This is a genomic window from Nonomuraea sp. NPDC059194 (assembly GCF_042754765.1).
GTDB lineage: Bacteria > Actinomycetota > Actinomycetes > Streptosporangiales > Streptosporangiaceae > Nonomuraea.
Map to the genome: position 1 here is coordinate 15,865 of NZ_JBHZBH010000008.1, position 20,243 is coordinate 36,107.

General features: G+C 71.9%; 18 protein-coding genes. 11 read left to right on the forward strand and 7 right to left on the reverse strand.

Features of this window, described 5'->3' with window-relative positions; all coding sequences use genetic code 11:
- Positions 1 to 10: 10 nt before the first annotated feature.
- From ACFXJ8_RS13095 to ACFXJ8_RS13105, 3 genes are read left to right on the forward strand one after another with little or no spacing between them, the layout of a single operon-like run.
- Positions 11 to 736 (forward strand): TetR/AcrR family transcriptional regulator, encoded by a 726-nt coding sequence (locus ACFXJ8_RS13095; RefSeq protein WP_379644267.1) that lies wholly within the window; start codon positions 11 to 13, stop codon positions 734 to 736.
- Complete coding sequence (locus ACFXJ8_RS13100; RefSeq protein ID WP_379644080.1) at positions 736 to 3,396, forward strand: ABC transporter ATP-binding protein/permease; 2,661 nt, start codon at positions 736 to 738, stop codon at positions 3,394 to 3,396. The genes ACFXJ8_RS13095 and ACFXJ8_RS13100 overlap by 1 nt, the downstream gene beginning before the upstream one ends.
- Positions 3,393 to 5,165, forward strand: coding sequence for an ABC transporter ATP-binding protein (locus ACFXJ8_RS13105; protein ID WP_379644081.1), 1,773 nt, complete (start codon positions 3,393 to 3,395; stop codon positions 5,163 to 5,165). The genes ACFXJ8_RS13100 and ACFXJ8_RS13105 overlap by 4 nt, the downstream gene beginning before the upstream one ends.
- On the opposite strand, the gene ACFXJ8_RS13110 is transcribed toward ACFXJ8_RS13105, so the two are convergent.
- The 5 genes from ACFXJ8_RS13110 to ACFXJ8_RS13130 all read right to left on the reverse strand — a co-directional run bounded on the left by ACFXJ8_RS13110 (position 5,162) and on the right by ACFXJ8_RS13130 (position 9,858).
- Complete coding sequence (locus tag ACFXJ8_RS13110) at positions 5,162 to 6,580, reverse strand: MFS transporter (RefSeq protein ID WP_379644082.1); 1,419 nt, start codon at positions 6,578 to 6,580, stop codon at positions 5,162 to 5,164. The two genes, ACFXJ8_RS13105 and ACFXJ8_RS13110, sit on opposite strands and share 4 nt — an antisense overlap.
- Before the next feature lie 83 nt (positions 6,581 to 6,663).
- Positions 6,664 to 7,239 (reverse strand): TetR/AcrR family transcriptional regulator, encoded by a 576-nt coding sequence (locus tag ACFXJ8_RS13115; RefSeq protein ID WP_379644083.1) that lies wholly within the window; start codon positions 7,237 to 7,239, stop codon positions 6,664 to 6,666.
- A 2-nt stretch (positions 7,240 to 7,241) separates the two neighbouring features.
- Positions 7,242 to 8,243 carry a zinc-binding dehydrogenase gene (locus ACFXJ8_RS13120; RefSeq protein WP_379644084.1) on the reverse strand — a complete coding sequence of 334 codons (1,002 nt, stop codon included), beginning with the start codon at positions 8,241 to 8,243 and terminating at the stop codon, positions 7,242 to 7,244.
- Entirely contained in the window at positions 8,240 to 9,082 is an 843-nt protein-coding gene (locus ACFXJ8_RS13125) for an SMP-30/gluconolactonase/LRE family protein (RefSeq protein ID WP_379644085.1), read from the reverse strand. The genes ACFXJ8_RS13120 and ACFXJ8_RS13125 overlap by 4 nt, the downstream gene beginning before the upstream one ends.
- Positions 9,079 to 9,858: an IclR family transcriptional regulator gene (locus ACFXJ8_RS13130; RefSeq protein ID WP_379644086.1), complete on the reverse strand. Its 780-nt coding sequence runs from the start codon at positions 9,856 to 9,858 to the stop codon at positions 9,079 to 9,081. The genes ACFXJ8_RS13125 and ACFXJ8_RS13130 overlap by 4 nt, the downstream gene beginning before the upstream one ends.
- A gap of 43 nt (positions 9,859 to 9,901) precedes the next feature.
- Between ACFXJ8_RS13130 and ACFXJ8_RS13135 the strand changes: the two genes are divergently transcribed.
- The 8 genes from ACFXJ8_RS13135 to ACFXJ8_RS13170 all read left to right on the forward strand — a co-directional run bounded on the left by ACFXJ8_RS13135 (position 9,902) and on the right by ACFXJ8_RS13170 (position 18,050).
- Entirely contained in the window at positions 9,902 to 11,602 is a 1,701-nt protein-coding gene (locus ACFXJ8_RS13135; protein ID WP_379644087.1) for an IlvD/Edd family dehydratase, read from the forward strand.
- Between the two features lie 122 nt (positions 11,603 to 11,724).
- The gene (gene ctaD / locus ACFXJ8_RS13140; protein ID WP_379644268.1) at positions 11,725 to 13,440 is read left to right on the forward strand and encodes a cytochrome c oxidase subunit I; all 1,716 of its coding nucleotides are present in this window, start codon (positions 11,725 to 11,727) and stop codon (positions 13,438 to 13,440) included.
- A 91-nt stretch (positions 13,441 to 13,531) separates the two neighbouring features.
- Positions 13,532 to 13,765 (forward strand): hypothetical protein, encoded by a 234-nt coding sequence (locus ACFXJ8_RS13145; protein ID WP_379644088.1) that lies wholly within the window; start codon positions 13,532 to 13,534, stop codon positions 13,763 to 13,765.
- A 3-nt stretch (positions 13,766 to 13,768) separates the two neighbouring features.
- Entirely contained in the window at positions 13,769 to 15,502 is a 1,734-nt protein-coding gene (frdA, locus tag ACFXJ8_RS13150) for a fumarate reductase (quinol) flavoprotein subunit (RefSeq protein WP_379644089.1), read from the forward strand.
- Between the two features lie 37 nt (positions 15,503 to 15,539).
- On the forward strand, positions 15,540 to 16,316 hold the full coding sequence (sdhB, locus tag ACFXJ8_RS13155) for a succinate dehydrogenase iron-sulfur subunit (RefSeq protein ID WP_379644090.1): 777 nt from the start codon (positions 15,540 to 15,542) through the stop codon (positions 16,314 to 16,316).
- Positions 16,313 to 16,693 (forward strand): hypothetical protein, encoded by a 381-nt coding sequence (locus ACFXJ8_RS13160; RefSeq protein WP_379644091.1) that lies wholly within the window; start codon positions 16,313 to 16,315, stop codon positions 16,691 to 16,693. The genes sdhB and ACFXJ8_RS13160 overlap by 4 nt, the downstream gene beginning before the upstream one ends.
- Entirely contained in the window at positions 16,690 to 17,031 is a 342-nt protein-coding gene (gene frdD / locus ACFXJ8_RS13165) for a fumarate reductase subunit FrdD (protein ID WP_379644092.1), read from the forward strand. Before ACFXJ8_RS13160 ends, frdD begins: the two co-directional genes overlap by 4 nt.
- A 71-nt stretch (positions 17,032 to 17,102) precedes the next feature.
- Complete coding sequence (locus tag ACFXJ8_RS13170) at positions 17,103 to 18,050, forward strand: diacylglycerol/lipid kinase family protein (protein WP_379644093.1); 948 nt, start codon at positions 17,103 to 17,105, stop codon at positions 18,048 to 18,050.
- Here ACFXJ8_RS13170 and ACFXJ8_RS13175 read toward each other — a convergent pair.
- Positions 18,021 to 18,998, reverse strand: coding sequence for an NAD-dependent epimerase/dehydratase family protein (locus ACFXJ8_RS13175; protein ID WP_379644094.1), 978 nt, complete (start codon positions 18,996 to 18,998; stop codon positions 18,021 to 18,023). The two genes, ACFXJ8_RS13170 and ACFXJ8_RS13175, sit on opposite strands and share 30 nt — an antisense overlap.
- On the reverse strand, positions 18,995 to 20,242 hold the full coding sequence (locus ACFXJ8_RS13180) for a nucleotide sugar dehydrogenase (protein WP_379644095.1): 1,248 nt from the start codon (positions 20,240 to 20,242) through the stop codon (positions 18,995 to 18,997). The genes ACFXJ8_RS13175 and ACFXJ8_RS13180 overlap by 4 nt, the downstream gene beginning before the upstream one ends.
- Between the last annotated feature and the right edge of the window lies 1 nt (position 20,243).

Consider the following 20,243-nt stretch of genomic DNA (forward strand, 5'->3'; position numbering starts at 1 on the left):
GGCGGTGCGGATGAAGACCGGCGGACGCACGGCGACGTTCACCCTCCAGGACGTCGTCGCGGCCGGAACGCGCATCGGCCTCGCCGATCTGACGATCCAGGGCGTGGCCGACGCGCTCGGCGTCACCAGCGCGGCCATCTACCGGCACGTGCCCAGCCGCTCGGCACTCGACAGCCTGGTCGGAGAGGCCATCCTGGCCGAGCTCACGATCGTCGACGATCCGGCCGAGCCGACCGCGACCGCCCTGGTCGGCTTCGCGGCCCAGCTACGGCGATTCACCCTGGCCCACCCGGGGACGGCCCAGTACCTCCAGCGCCTGTTCCCGCGCGGGCCGTCCGGGATCCGCCTGCTCGAAGAGCAGATCGCCAACCTGGGCAGGCGCGGCTACGATCCCGCGGCGGCCACCGTGCTCAGCTCCGCGATCGCCACCATCGCGCTCGGGATCGCGGCGGCCGAGGAGGCTCGGGCCGTCCACGCCCTCCTCGATCCGCGGGGCGACGACGAGGCGACCCGCGCGGCGTTGGCCGCGATGGCCGGCTCCCCGCTCCTGCAGGTGGCCCGCGAGGGCATCCCGAGCCACACGGCCGACGACTACTTCCTGCTCCTGCTGACCGCAGCCGCCGACGGGCTGGTCACCCACCTGCCCCCGGGCCGGCCGGTCACCTCGCTGTCGCTTCGGCACCCCGTCACCGCGACAGGAGAGCAAGACTTCACCGCGACAGGAGAACAAGACTGATGGCACGGGGTTACGCCGGGGCCGTGATGAAGACCTTCGGCGCGCTGGAGCACACGGCCAGCGTCGTCTCGATCGAGGACATCACCCCCCACTATCGCCGCATCACCTTCCACGCGCCCACGCTGTTCGACGGCCAGCCGTTCGAGCCGGCCGCCTGGGTCCGCCTGTGGGCGCCCGACCCGGCCCGGCCGGGGCGCGAGCACCAGCGCGGCTACACCCTCGTCGACCCCGACCCGGAACAGCAGCGGGTCAGCATGGAGTTCGTGCTGCACGAGCCGGCCGGCCCGGCCTGCACCTGGGCGGCCAACGCCCGGCCCGGCGACACCATCCAGGTGAGCCGCTGGGCGTCCGGGCACTTCGCCGCGCCCGATCCGGCGCCCGACGGCTACCTGCTGATCGGCGACGCCGCGGCACTGCCCGGGATCAACGCGATCCTCGCCGCCGTGCCCGGCACCACCCCGGTCGTGGTCTGCCTCGAGCAGTTCCGCGACGACGACCTGAAGATCCCGATCACGCCGCACCCGCTGTGCACGGTCACCTGGATTCCGACCGCCGACGACCCCGCCGCGCTGGCCCGCGCCATCGGCGAGCGGGACTGGTCGAACTGGTACGCCTGGGTCACCGCCGAATCGGCCGCGACCAAGCAGGTCAGGGCCAGGCTCAAGGAGCTGGGCTTCCCGAAGACCGACGTCAAGGCCAGGGCCTACTGGATCAAGGGCCAGGCCATGGGGGTCGGCCGCGAGGAGCGGTCCGCCGAGGAGGACCGGCCGGAGCGCGGCCAGGCCGCTGCCACCGGGCTGTCGCCTGCTCCATCGGCCGAGGCGGGCGTATCAGCCGGATCAGCCGGATCAGCAGGATCAGCAGGATCAGCCGGATCAGCCGGGACGGGCGCGGGCCACGGTCAGTGGCGGTCACGGGCCGGGGCGCGGCTGCTGGCGCCGCTGCGCTCCCGGCTCATCCTCGCCGGGGTGTTCCAGGCGGTGGTCTCCCTGGTCCAGCTGGCCCCCTTCCTCGTCCTGGTCGAGCTGTGCCGCCGCCTGCTCCTCGACGGCGCGGGGGCGGCGGGCCTGACCCACCTGGGCATCCTCGCCCTCGTCCTGCTCGGCGCAGGCGCGACGCTGGCGGGCGCGCTGGTGCTGGCCATGCACGTGCTGGACGCGCGCTTCGGCCACCACGTGCGCACGACCGTGGTGGGCAAGCTGTCCCGCCTGCCGCTGGGCTGGTTCACCGAACGCACCTCGGGCAAGATCAAGCAGGCGGTTCAGGACGACGCGACGAGCGTCCACTACCTCGTCACCCATGCGGTGCTCGATGTCGTGGCGGCGCTGGTGAGCCCGCTGGCCGTCCTGGCCTACCTGTTCTCCGTCTCCGCGGGGCTGGCCGCGATCCTCCTGCTGCCGTTGCTGGCCTACGCTGTCCTGACCGCCCGCATGGTCCAGGCGTCGACCGCCGAGCTCGCGCGCTTCAACGTGTGGGAGACGCGGGTCGGCTCCGAGGCGGTCTCGTACGTCGACGGCCTGACGGTGGTCAGGGCCTACGACGCCGGGCCAGCGGGCGGGTTCCGCGCCACCCTCGACGAGCGGGCCCGCTTCCTCGACCGCTGGCAACGGCCGCTGACGGGCCGCAAGACCCTGGTCGACCTGGTGACCCGCCCGCTGACCACCCTCCTGCTGATCGTCCTCACCGGCGGCCTGATGGTGGCAGGCGGCAGGCTCAGCCCCACGGACCTGGTCCCGTTCCTGCTGCTCGGAGCCACCTTCGGGCCACAACTGCTGGCCGCGGGCTACGGCCTCGCGTCGGTGCGCGAGGCCCAGGCCGCCGCCCAGCGCATCGGCCTGCTGGTGGCCGAGCCCGAACTGCCCCAGCCTGCCAGGCCCGGCTCCCTGCCGCCTGGCCGCTCAGGCCACACGGTCCGCTTCGACGACGTCTCCTTCAGCTACGGCGGGCAGCACACGATCCTGTCCGGAATCGACCTGGAGCTCGCCCCCGGTACGGTGACCGCGCTCGTGGGCCCGAGCGGGGCCGGCAAGTCCACGCTGGCCGCACTGCTGGCCCGCTTCCACGACGTGACCTCGGGCCGGATCACCATCGACGGGACGGACCTGCGCGATCTCCCCCTCGCCGAGCTGTACCGGACGGTCGGCTTCGTCTTCCAGGACGTGTCCGTGATCCGCGCGAGCGTCCACGACAACATCGCCCTGGGCCGGCCGGACGCCTCCCGCCAGGAGGTGGAGCAGGCGGCCGGGGCGGCCAGGATCCACGACCGGGTCACGCGGCTGCCGAACGGATACGACACGATCCTCGGTGAGGAGGCGCGGCTGTCGGGTGGCGAGGCGCAACGACTCACCATCGCCAGGGCGTTGCTGGCCGACCCGCCGGTGCTCGTCCTGGACGAGGCGACCGCCTTCGCCGACCCGGAATCCGAACACCAGGTGCAGCAGGCGCTCAGCAGGCTGATCGCCGGCCGTACCGTGCTGGTCATCGCGCACCGCCTGCACACCATCACCGGCGCGGACACCATCGTGGTCCTCGACGGCGGCCGAGTCGTCCAGCGAGGCACCCACACCGAACTGCTCGCCGGCCACGGCCCCTACCGCGACCTGTGGCAGGCCGCCCACGTCGACACCCCCGCCGCCGCACCGCAGGAGACCCCGGCATGATCCTCCAGACTCTTCGCCTGGCCGGCAACCGCCGTACGGTCGCCCGTTACGTGAGCCTGGTCGGGCTGAGCGCCGTGTTCCGCGCCTGCGCGGTGGTGAGCATGGTCCCGTTGCTCACCGCTCTGTTCTCCCCGGCTCCCGGCGACGCCCTGCCGTGGATCGCGGCGCTGGCCGTCCTCGTGGCGGGCAGCTGGGCGATCGACTACGCGGTCGCCGGCGCCGGATTCGCCATCGGCCTCGAGCTGCTGTCCAGCATCGAACGGCGGCTCGTGGACCGGCTCCATCGGATGCCGCTGGGCTGGCTCACCGCCGAGCGCAGGGCCGAGGCCCAGCTGGCGCTCACCTCCTCGGGCCGCGAACTCTGCCAAGGAGTCGGCTACCTGCTGACCCCGGCGGCCAACGCGATCGTCACCCCCGCGTTGATCGGGGCGGGCCTGCTGCTGGTCGCCTGGCCGCTCGGCCTGGCGGCCCTGGCCGCGGTGCCGCTGCTCCTGGCGACCGTGTGGGCGAGCGGGCGCTGCCTGCGCGCCGCCGACGACTCCTACGCCGCGGCGTCCAGGGAGGCGGGCCAGCGCATCATCGAGCTGGCCAAGGCGCAGCCGGCACTGAGGGCTGCGGGCCGCGCCGGCACGGAGGGCTCGGCCGTGGGGCGGGCGCTGGCCCGGCAACGCTCGGCGGCGCTGCGGCTGATCGGCTTCAGCCTGCCTGGGCAGGTGATGTTCGGGTTCGCCACCCAGGCGGCGCTGCTCGGCCTGGCGGCGACGGCCGTCATCCTGGGCCTGAACGGCGAGCTCGCTGGTGGGGAGGTGGTCGCGCTCGTCATCGTCGCGGTGCGCTTCGTCGAACCGTTCACCGCCCTGGCCGAGCTCTCCCCGGCGCTGCAGGCCATGCGCGGCACCCTCGCCAGGGTCCATGCCCTGCTCGACGCGCCCGTCCTGGCACATCCCGACGCCCGGACCGAGCCGGATCCGGCCGCGCCCGCCCTTGAACTGCGTGACGTGCGGTTCGGCTACGAACCGGGACAGCACACGATCGCCGGGGTGTCCTTCACCGTGGAACGGGGCACCACCACGGCTGTCGTGGGCCCGTCGGGCGTCGGCAAGAGCACCCTGCTGGCGCTGATCGCCCGCTTCCACGAGCTGGACTCGGGAAGCATCAGGGTGGCGGGGCACGACGTGCGCTCCTACGACCCCGCCACCCTGATGAGCCTGCTCGGCATCGTCTTCCAGGACGTGTACCTCTTCGACGCCAGCCTGTACGACAACATCCGCCTCGGCCACCCGGAGGCCACCGACGAACAGATCAGGCAGGCGGCCTCGGCGGCCCAGCTCGACGAGGTGGTCCTGCGCCTGCCAGACGGCTGGGACACCCGCGTCGGCGAAGGCGGCGCGGCCCTGTCCGGAGGGGAGCGCCAACGTGTGAGCATCGCCCGCGCCCTGCTCAAGAACGCGCCGCTGCTCCTGCTCGACGAGGCCACGGCCGCGCTCGACACCGGCAACGAACGGGCCATCATCGGCACCCTCGAGGCCGGCAGCCGGCAGCGGGCCACCCTCATCATCGCCCACCGGCTCAGCACCATCGCCCGCGCCGACCAGATCATCTTCCTCCACGAGGGGCAGGTGGCCGAGGCAGGGACGCTGGCCGAACTCCTCGCCCTCCAGGGCAGGTTCGCCGGCTACTGGCAGCAGCGTGAGAAGGCCGCCGACTGGACGCTGACCGCACCCCACGAGAGACCCCACGAGAGCCAGCCCAGCCTCGCCCGCGGCTAGCCGTGCCCGTGCCCGTGCGCGTGGTCAGGCGCGTGCCCGTGATCAGGCGTGTGACCGTGGCCGTGGGCGGGCTCCTGGACGTGACCGTGACCGTGGCCGACGAGCACGGCGGGCCTGCCCGGCGGCACGAGCCTGAGCGCGACGGCCGCCGCGACGGCCGCCGCGCCCGCGCACCAGGCCAGCGCGCCGGGGAAGCCGCCCACCGCCAGGCTGGAGACCAGCGCGACCCCGATCGAGCCGCCCAGCTCGTGGAAGGTGTTGATCACGCCTGAGGCCACGCCCGCCTCACCGGGAGGGACGTTGCCCATGGTCGTCGCCGTCGCGGTGACGAAGGCGGGTCCGATGCCGAAGGCGGCGATCACGAATCCGGGCAGCAGCGTGGTGTAGACGCCCGCCTCGGGCGAGACGCGGGTCATGAGCGCGGCGCCCGCGGCGGTCAGCAGGAAGGCGCCCACCGCGACGGGGCGGCCGCCGACCCTGCCGATCAGCCGCCCTCCCAGGTGCGCGCCGAGCGTGATCGCGATCGCCACCGGCAGGAACAGCAGGCCCGTCTCCAGCGCGCCGTAACCCAGCTCCCGCTGCAGGTGGAGTGAGGTGAGGAAGAACAATCCCAGCATCAGGCCGGTCGCCATGAGCATGACGAACGTGCCCGACAGCACCGGCCGCCTGGCCATCGTCGCCGCGCGCATGAGCGGGGCGGCGGCCACCCGCTCCCGCCACACGAAGGCCAGGTATCCGACCGCGGAGCCGGCCAGCCACAGGCCCGCCGTACCCCAACCCTCCTCGCCCGCGGTCACCAGGCCGTAGATGAGCAGCGCGGTGGCGGCGGTGACGAGCAGCGCGCCCGGCAGGTCGAGCGGCCCGCGCGCCGAGCGGGCGGAGGCGGGCACGCGGGACGGCAGCGCGGCCAGGACGGCCAGGCCCACGGGCACGTTCACGAAGAACGCCCACGTCCATCCGGGACCGGCCGTCAGCAGGCCGCCGAGCAGCACGCCGACGGCCGCGCCCGTGCCGCCGATCGCCGCCCACACCGCCAGCGCCCTGGTGCGGCGCTCGCCGTGGAAGACGGTGGTGATGGTGGCCAGCGCGGCGGGCGACAGCAGCGCCGCGCCGACGCCCTGCAGCGCGCGCCCGGCGATCAGTAGCCCGCCGCCGGGGGCGAGCCCGCACAGCAGCGAGGCGAGCGTGAAGACGGCGAGCCCCGTCATCAGCATCCGGCGGGCGCCGAAGGTGTCGGCGAGCCTGCCGCCGAGCACCATCAGGCCGCCGAAGCACAGCGTGTACGTCGTGACGACCCAGGTCAGCGCCTCACGGTCGAGGCCGAGATCGGCCCCGATGGACGGCAGCGCGACCTGCACGACGGTGATGTCGATGATCAACATGAACTGGGCCAGGCAGAGCAGGACCAGCAGCATGAGCGAACCCCTCTCAATAACTCGTACAGTAGTGTTCGAGTTATGAGGCAAGCATACGGAGGGCGGGTATGTCCAGTCGGAGGTCAGGCGGCGAGGACCGAGCGGAGCGTCCTGGTCAGCACCTCGGCCGCCTGCTCACGCGGCAGGCGGCCGGCCTCGATCTCGCCCGCCGCGTTGTGCAGCAGCCCGAAGAACGTGCTGACCAGCCACGACAGCGGCAGGTCGGTGCGGAAGGCGCCCTCGTCCATGCCGCGCGCGATCAGTTGCTCGACCCTGGCCAGCGGTCTGTCGTGCCGTTCGCGGATGCGCTCGGCCGGCAGCGCCCGGTCGGCGGCGACGAACAGGCGGCTGTGCCGGTCGAGGATCTCCCACGAGGAGCCGATGAGCCTGTCCATGGCCTGGACGGCGGGCACACCGTCCAGGTCGAGGCCCGACAGTGCGAGCTCGGCGCGGTCGACGGCCTCGCGCAGGACGGCGTCGACGAGCGACTCCCTGGAGGGGAAGTGGCCGTAGAGCGTGACCCTGCCGACGCCCGCCGCCTTGGCGATCTCGGCCACGCTCACGCCGGGGTCGGCGACCAGCAGGCGCGTGGCCGTGGCCAGGATCGCGGCGATGTTGCGCTCGGCGTCGGCCCTGCGTGGCTGCGTCGACTTGCCCATGGTCAAACTGTAGGACCCGGCGGGAGCGCGGGGTTGACGTGGATCTTCGGCCCCGGCCCCGCGCCCGGTGGCCGCCACCCCGCGAGCACGTCGCCCGCCCGTTCCAGCGGGACCGTAGCGGCCACCAGCGGTTCGGGGTCCACCGCGCCCGACCTGTAGTGCTCGACGGCGCCGCGCAACCCCTGTGAGCCGCCGAGGACGCCGACCGCCGTCACGTCCTTCAGCACGAGCCGCCTGGTGTCGATCGCGCTCGGCGTGGCGGCCAGCCCGATGTAGACCACCCTGCCGCCCGGCTCGACCAGGTCGAGCGCGGCCTTCGGCACCGTCGCCGCGTTCGTCGCGTCGATGATCGCCTCGTACGGCAGGTCCGGCAGCTCCTCGGCGCTCCACACGCCCTCCCCGGCCGTCAGCCCGGCCAGGTGGACCTCCGCGCCGGCCGCCCTGGCGAACGCGGCGGCCAGCCGTCCGATCGTGCCAGGACCCCAGACCAGCACCCTCATGCCCGGCCGTGCGCCCGTCGCCATGGCCGCGCGCAGCGCGTTGCCGCCCGGCTCGACGAGCGCGCCCGCCGTGGGGCCGACCTCGTCGGGAAGGGCGAGCAGCGCGGTAGCGGGCACCAGCAGCTGCTCGGCCAGCGCGCCGGGCCAGCCGCCCCTGATGCCGATCTCGAAGCGGTCCTCGCACACGTGGTGGCGCCCGCCCAGACACCTGGCGCAGCGGCCGCAGCCGAGCATCGTGTCGCCCGTGACCCGACGGCCCCGCCACGCGGCGTCGACGCCGTCGCCGACGGAGGCGACCGTGCCGCACCACTCGTGACCGAGCCTGATCGGATAGCTCGCGTGGCCCTGCTTCAGGTAGGCCATCTCGCCGGTGTAGAACTCCACGTCCGTGCCGCACAGCCCGACCCGCTCGACGTCCACCACGACCTGGCCGGGGCCCGCGACGGGCGGCTCGACCTCCCGCACGACCGCCTCGCGTGGGCCGAGCAACGCGAAGGCCCTCACCTCGCCGCGACCTGCTCGAGGTCGGCCGGGCCTTGGTACGGCGTCGCGGGCAGGCCGGTGACGCCGACGTCGGCCGCGAACAGCCCGCCTCCGGCGGTCGTGATGACCAGGGCCGAGCCGACGAAGGCCGCGCTGGAGGTCTTCGGCGAGGCGACCTTCACCGTGTCGAGCAGCCGCCCGCCGGGCGTGTAGCGGCGCACCTCGCCCGCGCCCCAGACGGCGATCCAGAGGTTGCCCTCGACGTCCACCGCCATCCCGTCGGGCACCCCGTCGCTCACCTCGAGGATCACCGCGCGCGGCCCGACCCGTCCGCTCTCGACGTCGTACGGCTGCGCCCACACCACGCCAGGGATGCTGTCCACGTGGTACAGCGTCCGGCCGTCGGGCGACCAGCCGAGCCCGTTGGAGATGGTCAGCCCGTCGGCCAGCACGCTCACCGTGCCGTCGAGCTCCAGCCGGTAGAGCCGTTCCTGCCCCCGCCGCTCGTCCTTGGCCAGGCTGCCGGCCAAAAAGCGCCCGGCCGGATCGCACCGGCCGTCGTTGAACCTGCTCACCGCCCCTTCGGGCAGCACCCTCGGCCCGTTGGCGGTCCGCGAACCGATCGTCGCGAAGCCGTACTGCGCCGCGACCACGAGCGAGCCGTCGGCGGCGGGCGCGACCGCGCCCACGGTGCCCGGCAGGGTGTGCGTCCTGACCACCCGCAGCTGGCCGTCGCGCAGCTCGCCCTCCAGGATCCGGCCGGTCGGGATGTCGACCCAGAGCAGCCGCTCACCCACGGGATCCCACAGCGGCCCCTCGGCCAGCGCGTAGGTCTCGGTGGACAGCGAGTCGGCGATCATCGCAGCTCCTTCACGATGGCGTGGATCTCGGGCAGCGCCTCCACCAGGGAGGCCAGGCTGGTGCGGTAGGCCAGCGCGCTCACGCTCACCGCGCCGCTCGGCGTGGTGGCGGAGGTCAGGAAGACGGGGACGGCCACGCAGTTGACGCCCTCCTCGTTCTCCTGGTCGTCGACGGCGCAGCCGCGCTCGCGCACCGTCGCCAGCTCCGCGCACAGCTCTTCGACACTCGCCTTGGTTCGCGGGGTAAGGCGCTCCAGCGGGGCCTGGCGCGCCCACGCCGCCACCGCCGCGTCGTCGGGCAGCGCCCAGGCCAGCAGCAGCTTGCCGACGCCGGTGCTGTGGGCGGGGTTGCGCCCGCCGACCGTGGAGGTGAGCCGCACGGGCCCCGACGGCGGATCGACCTTCGCCCGGTAGACCACCTCGCGCCCGTCGAGCACCGCGTAGTGGGCGGTCTCCCCGAACCTGGCGGCCAGCCGTTCCAGCGCGGGGCGGACCCTGATGTGGTCGGGCCTGGCCTCGTGATGGGTGAAGGCCAGCCGGAGGAACTCGTCGCCCAGCAGGTAGCGACCCCTGCCGTCCTGCACGGCGAACCCGGCGCGGCGCAGCGCGGCCAGGGCCCTGTGCACGGTCGGCTTGGGGCTGTCGACGGCCTTGGCCATCTCCTCCAGCCCGATGCCCTCGGGCCGTTCGGCCAGCACCCGCAGCACGACGAGCACCCGGTCGGCGCCGACGAGCCGGTCTTCTCCTCGCGGCGTTTCGGAGTTAGGGTCGATCACGTTCCGAATGTTAGATCAGTGTTCCGGTTGATGGAAGAAGCGCATGCGTAGCTCGCACTGGTACGAGGGAACCGATCGCAACGCCTACATCCACCGCGCCTGGATGCGCCGCGGCCTGCCCCGCGAGGCCTTCGAGGGCGGCAAGCCGCACATCGCGATCGCCAACACCGCCTCCGACCTCACCCCGTGCAACATCCACCTCGACGAGATCGCCACCAGCGTCAAGCAGGGCGTGTGGGAGGCGGGCGGCGTCCCGCTGAACCTGCCGGCCATGTCGCTCGGCGAGACGAACCTCAGGCCGACCGCGATGCTGTGGCGCAACCTGGCCGCCATGGCCACGGAGGAGATGCTGCGCGCCAACCCCGTCGACGGCGTGGTCCTGCTCGGCGGCTGCGACAAGACCATTCCCTCGCTGCTGATGGCCGCCGCCTCCGTCGGCCTGCCCGCCGTCGTCGTACCCGGCGGGCCCATGCTGACCGGGCACTTCCGCGGCGTCCCGCTCGGGTGCGGCACCGACGTCTGGCGGCTCAGCGAGGAGGTGCGGGCGGGCACCCTGTCCCAGGAGGCGTTCCTGCGCTCGGAGTCGGCGATGATCCGCAGCAGGGGCCACTGCAACACGATGGGCACCGCCTCCACGATGGCGTGCCTGGCCGAGGCGCTCGGCATGACCATCCCCGGTACGGCCGGCACCCCCGCGGCCGACAGCAGGCTCCTGGAACGGGCGCACGAGACGGGCCGCCTCGCGGTCGCCATGGTCGCCGCGGACAGGACGCCGAGCCAGGTGATGACCCGCGCCTCGTTCCGCAACGCGATCGTCGCCCTGGCCGCGATCGGCGGCTCGACGAACGCGGTCGTGCACCTGCTGGCCATCGCCGGACGGCTCGGCGTCGACCTCGCGCTGGACGACTTCGACCGCATCGGCGCGGGGGTGCCGCTGCTGGCCGACCTGCAGCCCGCCGGACGCCACCTGATGGACGACCTGTTCAGGGCGGGCGGGCTCCTGGCCGTACTGAAGGAGGTGGCCGACCTGCTCGACCCGTCCGCGATGACGGTGACGGGACGGCCGCTCGTCTCGTACCTGGAAGAGGCGGAGATCTGGGACGAGGCCGTCATCAGACGCCGGTCCTCGCCGCTGCTGCCGGAGGCCGGTATCGCCGTCCTGCGCGGCAACCTCGCGCCGCGCGGCGCGGTCATCAAACCCGCCGCCGCCTCGCCCGAACTCCTCACGCACCGGGGCCGGGCGGTCGTCTTCGACAGCGTCGAGGACCTGCGCGAGCGGCTCGACTCACCGGACCTCGACGTCGACGAGACCAGCGTGCTGATCCTGCGTGGGTGCGGGCCGCGCGGCTACCCCGGCATGCCCGAGGTCGGCAACCTGCCGCTGCCTGCCAAACTGCTGGCCAAGGGGGTGCGGGACATGGTCCGCGTCAGCGACGCCAGGATGAGCGGCACCGCCTACGGCACCGTCGTCCTGCACACCGCGCCCGAGGCGGCCGTCGGCGGGCCGCTGGCGCTGGTGCGCACCGGCGACCCGATCGTGCTCGACGTGCCCGCCAGGCGGCTGGACGTCGACCTCCCGCAGCGGGAGCTGGCCCGGCGGGAGCCGGTCACCACCGGCTTCGCCAACCCGGCCAGGGGGTGGCAGCGGTTGTACATCGACCACGTCCTGCAGGCCGACCAGGGGGCCGACCTCGACTTCCTGGTCGGGTCGAGCGGTCACGAGGTCGGCAGGGAGTCCCACTGAGATCTTTTTCCGTGACCCGCGGTGGGGGCTTCCGGTACGGCGGGCATTGGCGTCAAATGGAGTGATCGGGGCAGTACTCCGCGTGGAGGGGAGCAGCTGTGACGACCGTACGCGAGACCTCGATGCAGCAGGTCAGACGCCGCCGCACGGGCACCGTCATCGCCGCGTGGATGTCGACGACCGACCACAAGGTCATCGGATACCTCTACCTGATCACCTCGTTCGTCTTCTTCATCATCGCCGGCATCATGGCCATGATCATCCGCGCCGAGCTGGCCCAGCCCGGCCTGGAGTTCGTCACCCAGCAGCAGTACAACTCCCTGTTCACCATGCACGGCACGATCATGCTGCTGCTGTTCGCCACCCCGCTGTTCGCCGGGTTCGCCAACGTCATCATGCCGCTGCAGATCGGCGCCCCCGACGTCGCCTTCCCCCGGCTGAACGCCGTGGCGTACTGGCTGTTCCTGTTCGGCGGCATCATCGTGCTGGCCGGGTTCGTCACGCCCGGCGGCGCGGCCGACTTCGGCTGGACCGCCTACACGATGCTGTCGACCGCGACGTACTCGCCGAGCATCGGCGGCGACCTGTGGATCATGGGTCTCGCGCTGTCGGGGCTCGGCACCATCCTCGGCTCGGTCAACTTCATCAGCACGATCATCGGCATGCGCGCGCCCGGCATGACGATGTTCAGGATGCCGCTGTTCACCTGGAACACGCTGCTGACCAGCATGCTCGTGCTGATGGCCTTCCCTGTGCTGGCCGCCGCGCTGCTCGCCCTGGAGGCCGACCGCAAGCTCGGCACCCACATCTTCGCCCCCGAGACCGGTGGCGCGATGCTGTGGCAGCACCTGTTCTGGTTCTTCGGCCATCCCGAGGTCTACATCATCGCGCTGCCGTTCTTCGGCATCATCACCGAGGTCATCCCGGTCTTCAGCCGCAAGCCCATCTTCGGCTACATCGGCCTGGTCGGGGCGACGATCGCCATCGCCGGCCTGTCCATGACCGTGTGGGCCCACCACATGTTCCCGACCGGCCAGGTGCTGCTGCCGTTCTTCTCGTTCATGACCTTCCTCATCGCCATACCCACGGGCGTGAAGTTCTTCAACTGGATCGGCACGATGTGGCGGGGCCACCTGAGCTTCGAGACGCCGATGCTGTTCGCGGTCGGCTTCCTCGTCACGTTCCTGCTCGGCGGCCTGACCGGCGTCATCCTCGCCTCGCCGCCGCTCGATTTCCACATCAGCGACACCTACTTCGTCGTCGCGCACTTCCACTACGTGGTGTTCGGCACGGTCGTGTTCGCGATGTTCTCCGGCTTCTACTTCTGGTGGCCGAAGATGACCGGCCGGATGCTCGACGACCGGCTCGGCAAGGTGCACTTCTGGTCGCTGTTCGTCGGCTTCCACACCACGTTCCTGGTCCAGCACTGGCTGGGCATGCTGGGCCTCCCCCGGCGCTACGCCGACTACAGCGCCGGCGACGGCTTCACCACCCTTAACGTCATCTCGTCGGTGGGCGCCTTCCTGCTCGGGATCTCCACTCTGCCGTTCCTCTACAACATCTGGAAGACCGCGCGCAGGGCGCCCAAGGTGACGGTCGACGACCCCTGGGGGTTCGGCTGCTCGCTCGAATGGGCGACCTCCTGCCCGCCGCCCCGGCACAACTTCGTGAGCATCCCGCAGATCCGCTCCGAACGACCCGCCTTCGACCTGCACTACCCCCGCGTGGCCGCGCAGACCCGCCAGATCGACGAACCCGAACCCGCCCAGATTCCGGCAGAACCCACACAGGAAGGCCACCAGGCGCCCAGGGAAGGCGGGCCCGGCGCCCCCACATGATGTGCCACGCCGTACCGGATCGGGGCTTTGCGAAACGCCCGTCCGGTGCTTACGTGGAAAGCGACGTTTCGCCAATTCAGGGAGATCGGCGATGACCGGTACACGTACTCCCTTCAGCCCGGAGACCGCCCCCTGCGGCAGGAAGACCGGCGGTGAACGGCTGATCGACGACGACGGCTACGGCCTGTTGATCAAGGACCAGTACTTCGACTGCGGATGCCGCAGGATCCGCCACGAGTACCACGACGGCAGCATCCACCTGACCGCGGTCCGCCACGACGGCAAGCCCGTCAGAGAGCAGGACGAACCCGACCACGGGAGCTGACACATGATCGACGTGCTCATTGTCGGGGGAGGCGGGGCCGGGCTGCGGGCGGCGATCGCGGTCGCCGAGACCGACCCCTCGTTGACGGTGGCGGTCGTGTCGAAGGTCTACCCCATGCGCAGCCACACGGTCTCGGCCGAGGGCGGCGCGGCGGCGGTGATCGGCGTCGGCGACACCCTCGACGAGCACGCCTACGACACCATCTCGGGTGGCGACTGGCTGTGCGACCAGGACGCGGTCGAGGCGTTCGTCGCCGAGGCGCCGCGCGAGCTGATCCGGCTGGAGCACTGGGGCTGCCCGTGGAGCAGGGAGGGCGACGGGCGGGTGGCGGTCAGGCCGTTCGGCGGCATGAAGCGCATGCGCACCTGGTACGCCGCCGACAAGACCGGCTTCCACCTGCTCCACACCCTCTTCCAGACCACCCTGAAATATCGGGAGATCGCCAGGTACGACGAGTGGTACGTCTCCCAGCTCATCGTCGACGACGGCCGCGTCCACGGCGTCGTCGCCATCGAGATCAGGACGGGCAGGGTCGAGGCCATCGCCGCCAGGACGGTCATCCTGGCCACCGGCGGGTGCGGGCGCGTCTTCCCCTTCACCACCAACGCGGCGATCAAGACGGGCGACGGCATGTCCCTGGCCTACCAGGCCGGCGCGCCGCTGAAGGACATGGAGTTCGTCCAGTACCACCCGACGGGCCTGCCGTTCACCGGCATCCTCATCACCGAGGCGGCCCGCGCGGAGGGCGGCTGGCTCATCAACAAGGACAGCTACCGCTACCTGCAGGACTACGATCTCGGACAGCCCACCGACACGCCGAAGCTGCGCAGCATGGAGCTCGGCCCCCGCGACCGCCTGTCGCAGGCCTTCGTCGCCGAGCAGAACAAGGGCCGCACGGTCGAGACCCCCTACGGCCCCGTCGTCTACCTCGACCTGCGCCACCTCGGCGAGGCGAAGATCGACACGCGGATCCCGTTCGTCAGGGAGCTGTGCAGGAGCTACCAGAACCTCGACCCGGCCACCGACCTGATCCCCGTGCGGCCCGTCGTCCACTACATGATGGGCGGCGTCCACACCGACCTCGACGGGGCGACCCCGATCGCGGGGCTGTTCGCCGCGGGGGAGACGGCGTGCGTGAGCATCAACGGGGCCAACCGGCTCGGCTCCAACTCCCTGCCCGAGATCCTCGTCTTCGGCGCGAGGGCCGGAGTGGCGGCGGCCAGGTTCGCCACAGCGCACCCGGGCGAGGAGGCGCGTGCCGTCCACAGCCAGGGGGAGGACGAGCGGCGGCGGCTGCGGCGCCTGCTGGATGGCGATGACACCGGGCCGAGGATCGCCGACCTGCGCGAGGAGATGCAGCACACGCTGGAGGGCGCGGCGGGCATCTACCGCACCGGCGACACGCTCGCCAAGGCCGTGGAGACGCTGGCGTCGCTGCGCGAACGCGCGACGGACGCGCGGGTCGACGACCACAGCACGACGTTCAACACCGAGCTGATCTCGCTGCTGGAGCTGAACGCGATGCTGGACGTCGCCGAGACGGTCGTGGCGTGCGCGCTCAACAGGACCGAGTCCAGGGGCGCGCACCAGCGGCTCGACTTCCCCGCCCGCGACGACGCGCGGTTCCTGGCCCACTCGCTGGTCCACCGCGCGCCGACCGGCGTCCCTTCGGTCGGCCTGCTGCCCGTCACCCTCACCCGCTGGCCTCCGGGAGAGAGGGTGTACGGCCGTGACTGAGACGCGAGGCCGAAGCGGCGAGACGGAAGGGAGGCCGATGAGCGCCAGGGTGAACGAGGCGGCCGCCGACGGGCAGGGCACGCCGACGATCAGGCTGGAGATCAGCCGCTACCGCCCCGAACAGGACAGCGAGCCCGTCTTCGAGTCCTTCGACGTGCCGATGAGCGAGGACTGGGCGATCCTCGACGGCCTCAACTACGTCAAGGACCAGCTGGACGGCACGCTGTCGTTCCGGTGGTCGTGCCGGATGGGTGTGTGCGGTTCCTGCGGCATGACCGTCAACGGCAGGCCCAGGCTCACCTGCGGCACGTTCCTGTCGGAGTTCGGCGGGGGACCGGTCAGGATCGAGCCGCTCAAGGGCTTCCCCGTCATCCGCGACCTCGTCGTGGAGATCGACGACTTCCTCGCCAAGCTCTCCCACGTGCGGCCGTGGCTGGTCAGGGAGGGCGAGGAACTGCCGCTGACCGCCGAGTACGCCCAGACGCCCGACCAGCTCGAGGCCTACAAGCAGTACTCGATGTGCATCAACTGCCTGCTGTGCTACTCGGCCTGTCCCGTCTACGTGCTCAACCCCGACTTCCTCGGGCCGGCCGCGATCGCGCTGGCCCAGCGCTACAACCTCGACTCGCGCGACCAGGGCGACCGGCTCGACCTGCTCAGCACTGACGAGGGGGTGTGGGGCTGCACGTTCGTGGGCGAGTGCACGAAGGTCTGCCCCAAGCACGTCGACCCCGCCGAGGCGATCCAGCGCTACAAGGTCACCGCGGCCATGCGGTCGGTGCTGCCATGGAGCAGGAGTAGGAGCAGGAGATGACCGCCGGGGCCTACCGGCCGCCCCGCGACCGGGTGTGGTTCCTGCGCTCGCGGGCCTACGCGCTCTTCGTCGCCAGGGAGCTGACCAGCCTCTTCGTCGCCTGGACGATCGCCTACCTGCTGCTGCTGATCGCCGCCGTGACCGGCGGCACGCTCCAGGAGTTCACCGCCCTGGCCGCCCGGCCGTGGATGATCGCGATCAACGTCGTCGCGCTGGCCGCCACCGCCTTCCATACCGTCACCTTCCTCAACCTGGCGCCCAAGGCCACGGTCGTCAGGCTGGACGGCTGGCGGGTGCCCGCCTTCATGATCCAGGGCGGCAACCACACCATGTGGCTGCTGGTCTCCGCCGTCCTGGCCTGGGCGGTGCTGCGATGAGGCGCACGCCCGAGCCGTACCTGTGGCTGCTGTTCAGCGGCGGCGGCGTGGTGGCCGCGCTGCTGCTGCCGGTGCTGGTGCTGCTGTTCGGGGTGCTCATGCCGCTGGGCGTGCTCGACTGGCCGAGCCAGGCCGACCTCGCCGCCCTCCTCGCCCCCCTTCCGGTACGGCTGGCGCTGGTCGCGGTCGTCCTGCTGTGCCTGTTCCACGCCGCCCACCGGATCAGGTTCACCAGCGAGGAGGTCCTCGGCATCGCCAGGTTCGACCTGGTCATCGCGGTCCTGTGTTACGGCGCCGCCCTCGCAGGCGTGGTCGTCGCCGTGCTGCTGCTGTTCTGAGCCTTTTCTGACACCTTTTCTGAGGCACCGCCCGCCGGGGCCGGTGTCGCGGCGGCCCTACCATGTCATCCATGACCGAGCTCCGCAGCAAGGCCGAGCACACCGAGGCCATCCGCAGGGACCGCAGGATCGCCGTGGTGATCAACACGCGTTCCCGGCGTGGCCGCCGCCACTACTTCGAGGTGCTGGACCAGATCCACGCCCTGGGCTTCGAGCCTTTGGCGGAGTACTCCGTCGTCAACCCCAAGCGGCTGCGCGCCCACCTCGACAGGGCGCTGGAGACCAAGCCCGACCTGCTCGTCGTCGGCGGCGGCGACGGCACGCTGTCGTCGGCCGTGCGCCACGTCGCGCACCGCGACGTCGCCCTGGGCGTGCTGCCGCTCGGCACCACCAACAACTTCGCCCGCAGCCTCGGCCTGCCGCTCGACCTGGCCGGAGCCATCCGCGTCTTCGACACCGGCAAGGTCGCCGACATCGACCTGGGCATGGCCGAGGACCGGCCGTTCGCCAACCTGGCCAGCTTCGGCGTCTCCGTCGAGGTCGCCGGCACGGTCAAGCCGTGGCTCAAGCGCATCCTCGGCCGCCCCGCCTACCCGCTGACCGCCCTGACGATCATCCCGGGGCACAAGCCCTTCCGCGCCATCCTCACCGTCGACGGCAAGCGCCACGAACTGCTCACCGACCAGCTCAACATCGCCAACGGCCGCTTCCACGGCGGCTGGCAGGTCGCCCGCGACATCAGCATCGACAACGGCATGCTGGTGGCCTACCAGCTCGGCTCCGGCAAGAAGCTGCGCCTGCTCGGCGAGACCCTGGCCCGCGCCATCACCGGCAGGTGGCGGAACCTCGCGGGCGGGCCGTTCCTGATGGGCCGCGAGATGCTGCTGGAGACCGAGCCGGCGATGGCGGCCGACGTCGACGGCGAGGTACGGCTGCGCACCCCGATCAGGCTCCGCGTCGTGCCCAACGGGCTGCGGGTGATGGTGCCGTCAGATTTCCACGACAGCTGCGACAGCTGAGCGCCGGTACCAGTCGAAGGTGCGGCGCACGCCCTCCTCCAGGGACACGCGGGGCTCGAACCCCGTCAGCCGCCGCAGCAGCGACAGGTCGGGGCAGCGGCGGGCCACCGAGCCGGCGGGGGCCGGGACCGGGTCGATGACCGGGTCCCTGCCCGCGACACTGCCCCCGACACTGCCCGCGATCCGCAGGACGAGCTTGGCCAGGTCGGCGATGTTCGTCTCCTCCGTGTCGTCGCCGATGTGCACGATCCGGCCGAACGCCGCGGGCGTGGCCATCAGCCGCACCATCGCCTCCACCGCGTCGTCGACGTAGCAGAAGGCGCGGCTCTGCTCACTGCCGTACAGCGTGAACGGGTTCTCACCGCGCATGGCGCGCAGGGAGAGCTCAGGGATCACGTGGTCGGCGCCCATCCTGGGCCCGTACACGTTGTGGAAGCGGCCCACGACGGCGTGCGCGCCGTGCAGGACTGCCGCCTCGCCGTGCAGCTTGCTGATCGCATAGGAGAAGCGCGGCGAAGCCACGTCCTCGATCACCAGCGGGACACTCTCGGGAGTGGGCACGGGCACGAGCCCCGCGCTGACGCCGCCCGCGTACGCCTCACTGGTGGAGGCGAAGAACAGCGGCTCGTCCCGCTCGATCCAGTCGAGCAGGTGCATGAGGGCCAGCGTGTTGACGCGCAGCACCCGCGAGGGGTCGCGCTCGACGTTGCGGACGCCGACGACGGCGGCCAGCATGAAGATCTGGTCCCAGCCGTGCTCCAGCGCCCGGTAGGTGCGCGGGTCGGTCAGGTCGCCGTCGCGCACGTCCAGCGGCATCCCCTCCAGATCCCGGTCGCGCCTGCCCCGGGAGAAGTCGTCGACGACGGTGACGGCGTGGCCGTCGGCCAGCAGCCGCCTGGCCAGGTGGAGCCCGATGAAGCCGGCGCCGCCGAGCAGAAGGGTTCTCATCGCGTGTATCCGATCCCCGCGTAGCGGATGCCGCGACCGGTGATCCGGTCGGCGTCGAGGATGCGCCAGGAGTCGAACAGCACCCTGATCGGGGTGTCGCCGACCTCCATGCCCCGGTAGTCGGGGTGGTCGTTGACGATCAGCATGGCGTCGGCCTCGGCGAAGGCCTTGTCGAGGCTGACGGGCCGCCCGCCGTACCTGGTGATGACCTCGTCGCTCACCAGCGGGTCGTGGCCGAGGACGGTGAGCCCGGCCCGCGTGAAGATCGGCACCATGTCCTCGACGGGTGTGCCGCGCATGTCGTCGGTGGCGGGCCAGCCCTTGTAGGCCCAGCCGAGCACCGCCAGCGTGCGGCCGTCCGTCTCGCCGAAGGTCTCCCTGACCAGGGCGACCAGGCGTTCGGCGACGTGCGACGGCAGGCGTTCGTTGAGCGCGCGGGCGTGGCCGACCAGGGAGGTCGTGGCGCAGGACTGCATGAGGTAGGGGTCCTTGGTCAGGCAGCCGCCGCCGACGTAGCCGGGCTTGGCCAGGTCGGGGCGGGGGTAGTCGAGGTTGGCCGCGTGGATGACCTCCAGCGGGTCGAGCCGGTGCTGCTCGGCGATGAGGGCGAGCTCGTTGCCGTAGGCGTAGATCAGGTCGGTGTGGCAGTTGTTGGCGAGTTTGACCATCTCGGCCGCCTCCAGGCTGGAGACGGGGACGATCTGGTCGGCCAGCCCCTCGAACAGCGCGATGCCCGCCTCCAGGCTGTCCTGGTCGAGCCCGCCGATCACCTGGGGCAGCTCCACCAGCTCGCGCAGCGCCTGCCCTTGGATGGTCCGTTCGGGCGCCATCACCAGCCGGGTGCCCTCGGCCAGCCGGGGCAGCACGACGGCGCGGCTGGTGCCGATCGGGACCGTGGAGCGCACCACGACAAGCCGCTGCCGCCCGCACGCCTGCGCCGCGGCGGCCAGGTGGTCCAGGCGGGGCGTGCCCGTGCTGAGGTCGACGGGGGTGGAGACGCACAGGATCACCGCGTCCAGCGGCCGGTCCGGCAGCACGGCGCTGATATGGACGCGGGTGCCGAGGTGCTCGTCGAAGACCTCCTGCACCCCCGGCTCGAACACGTGGACCCGTCCGTGGGACAGCTCCTCGACCACGGTGGGGTTGGCGTCCACGCCGTGGACCACGAACCCCTTGCGGGCCAGCGCGGCGGTGAGCGTCAGGCCCACGTATCCCATGCCGACAACGCCGACGGTCTGCGGCATC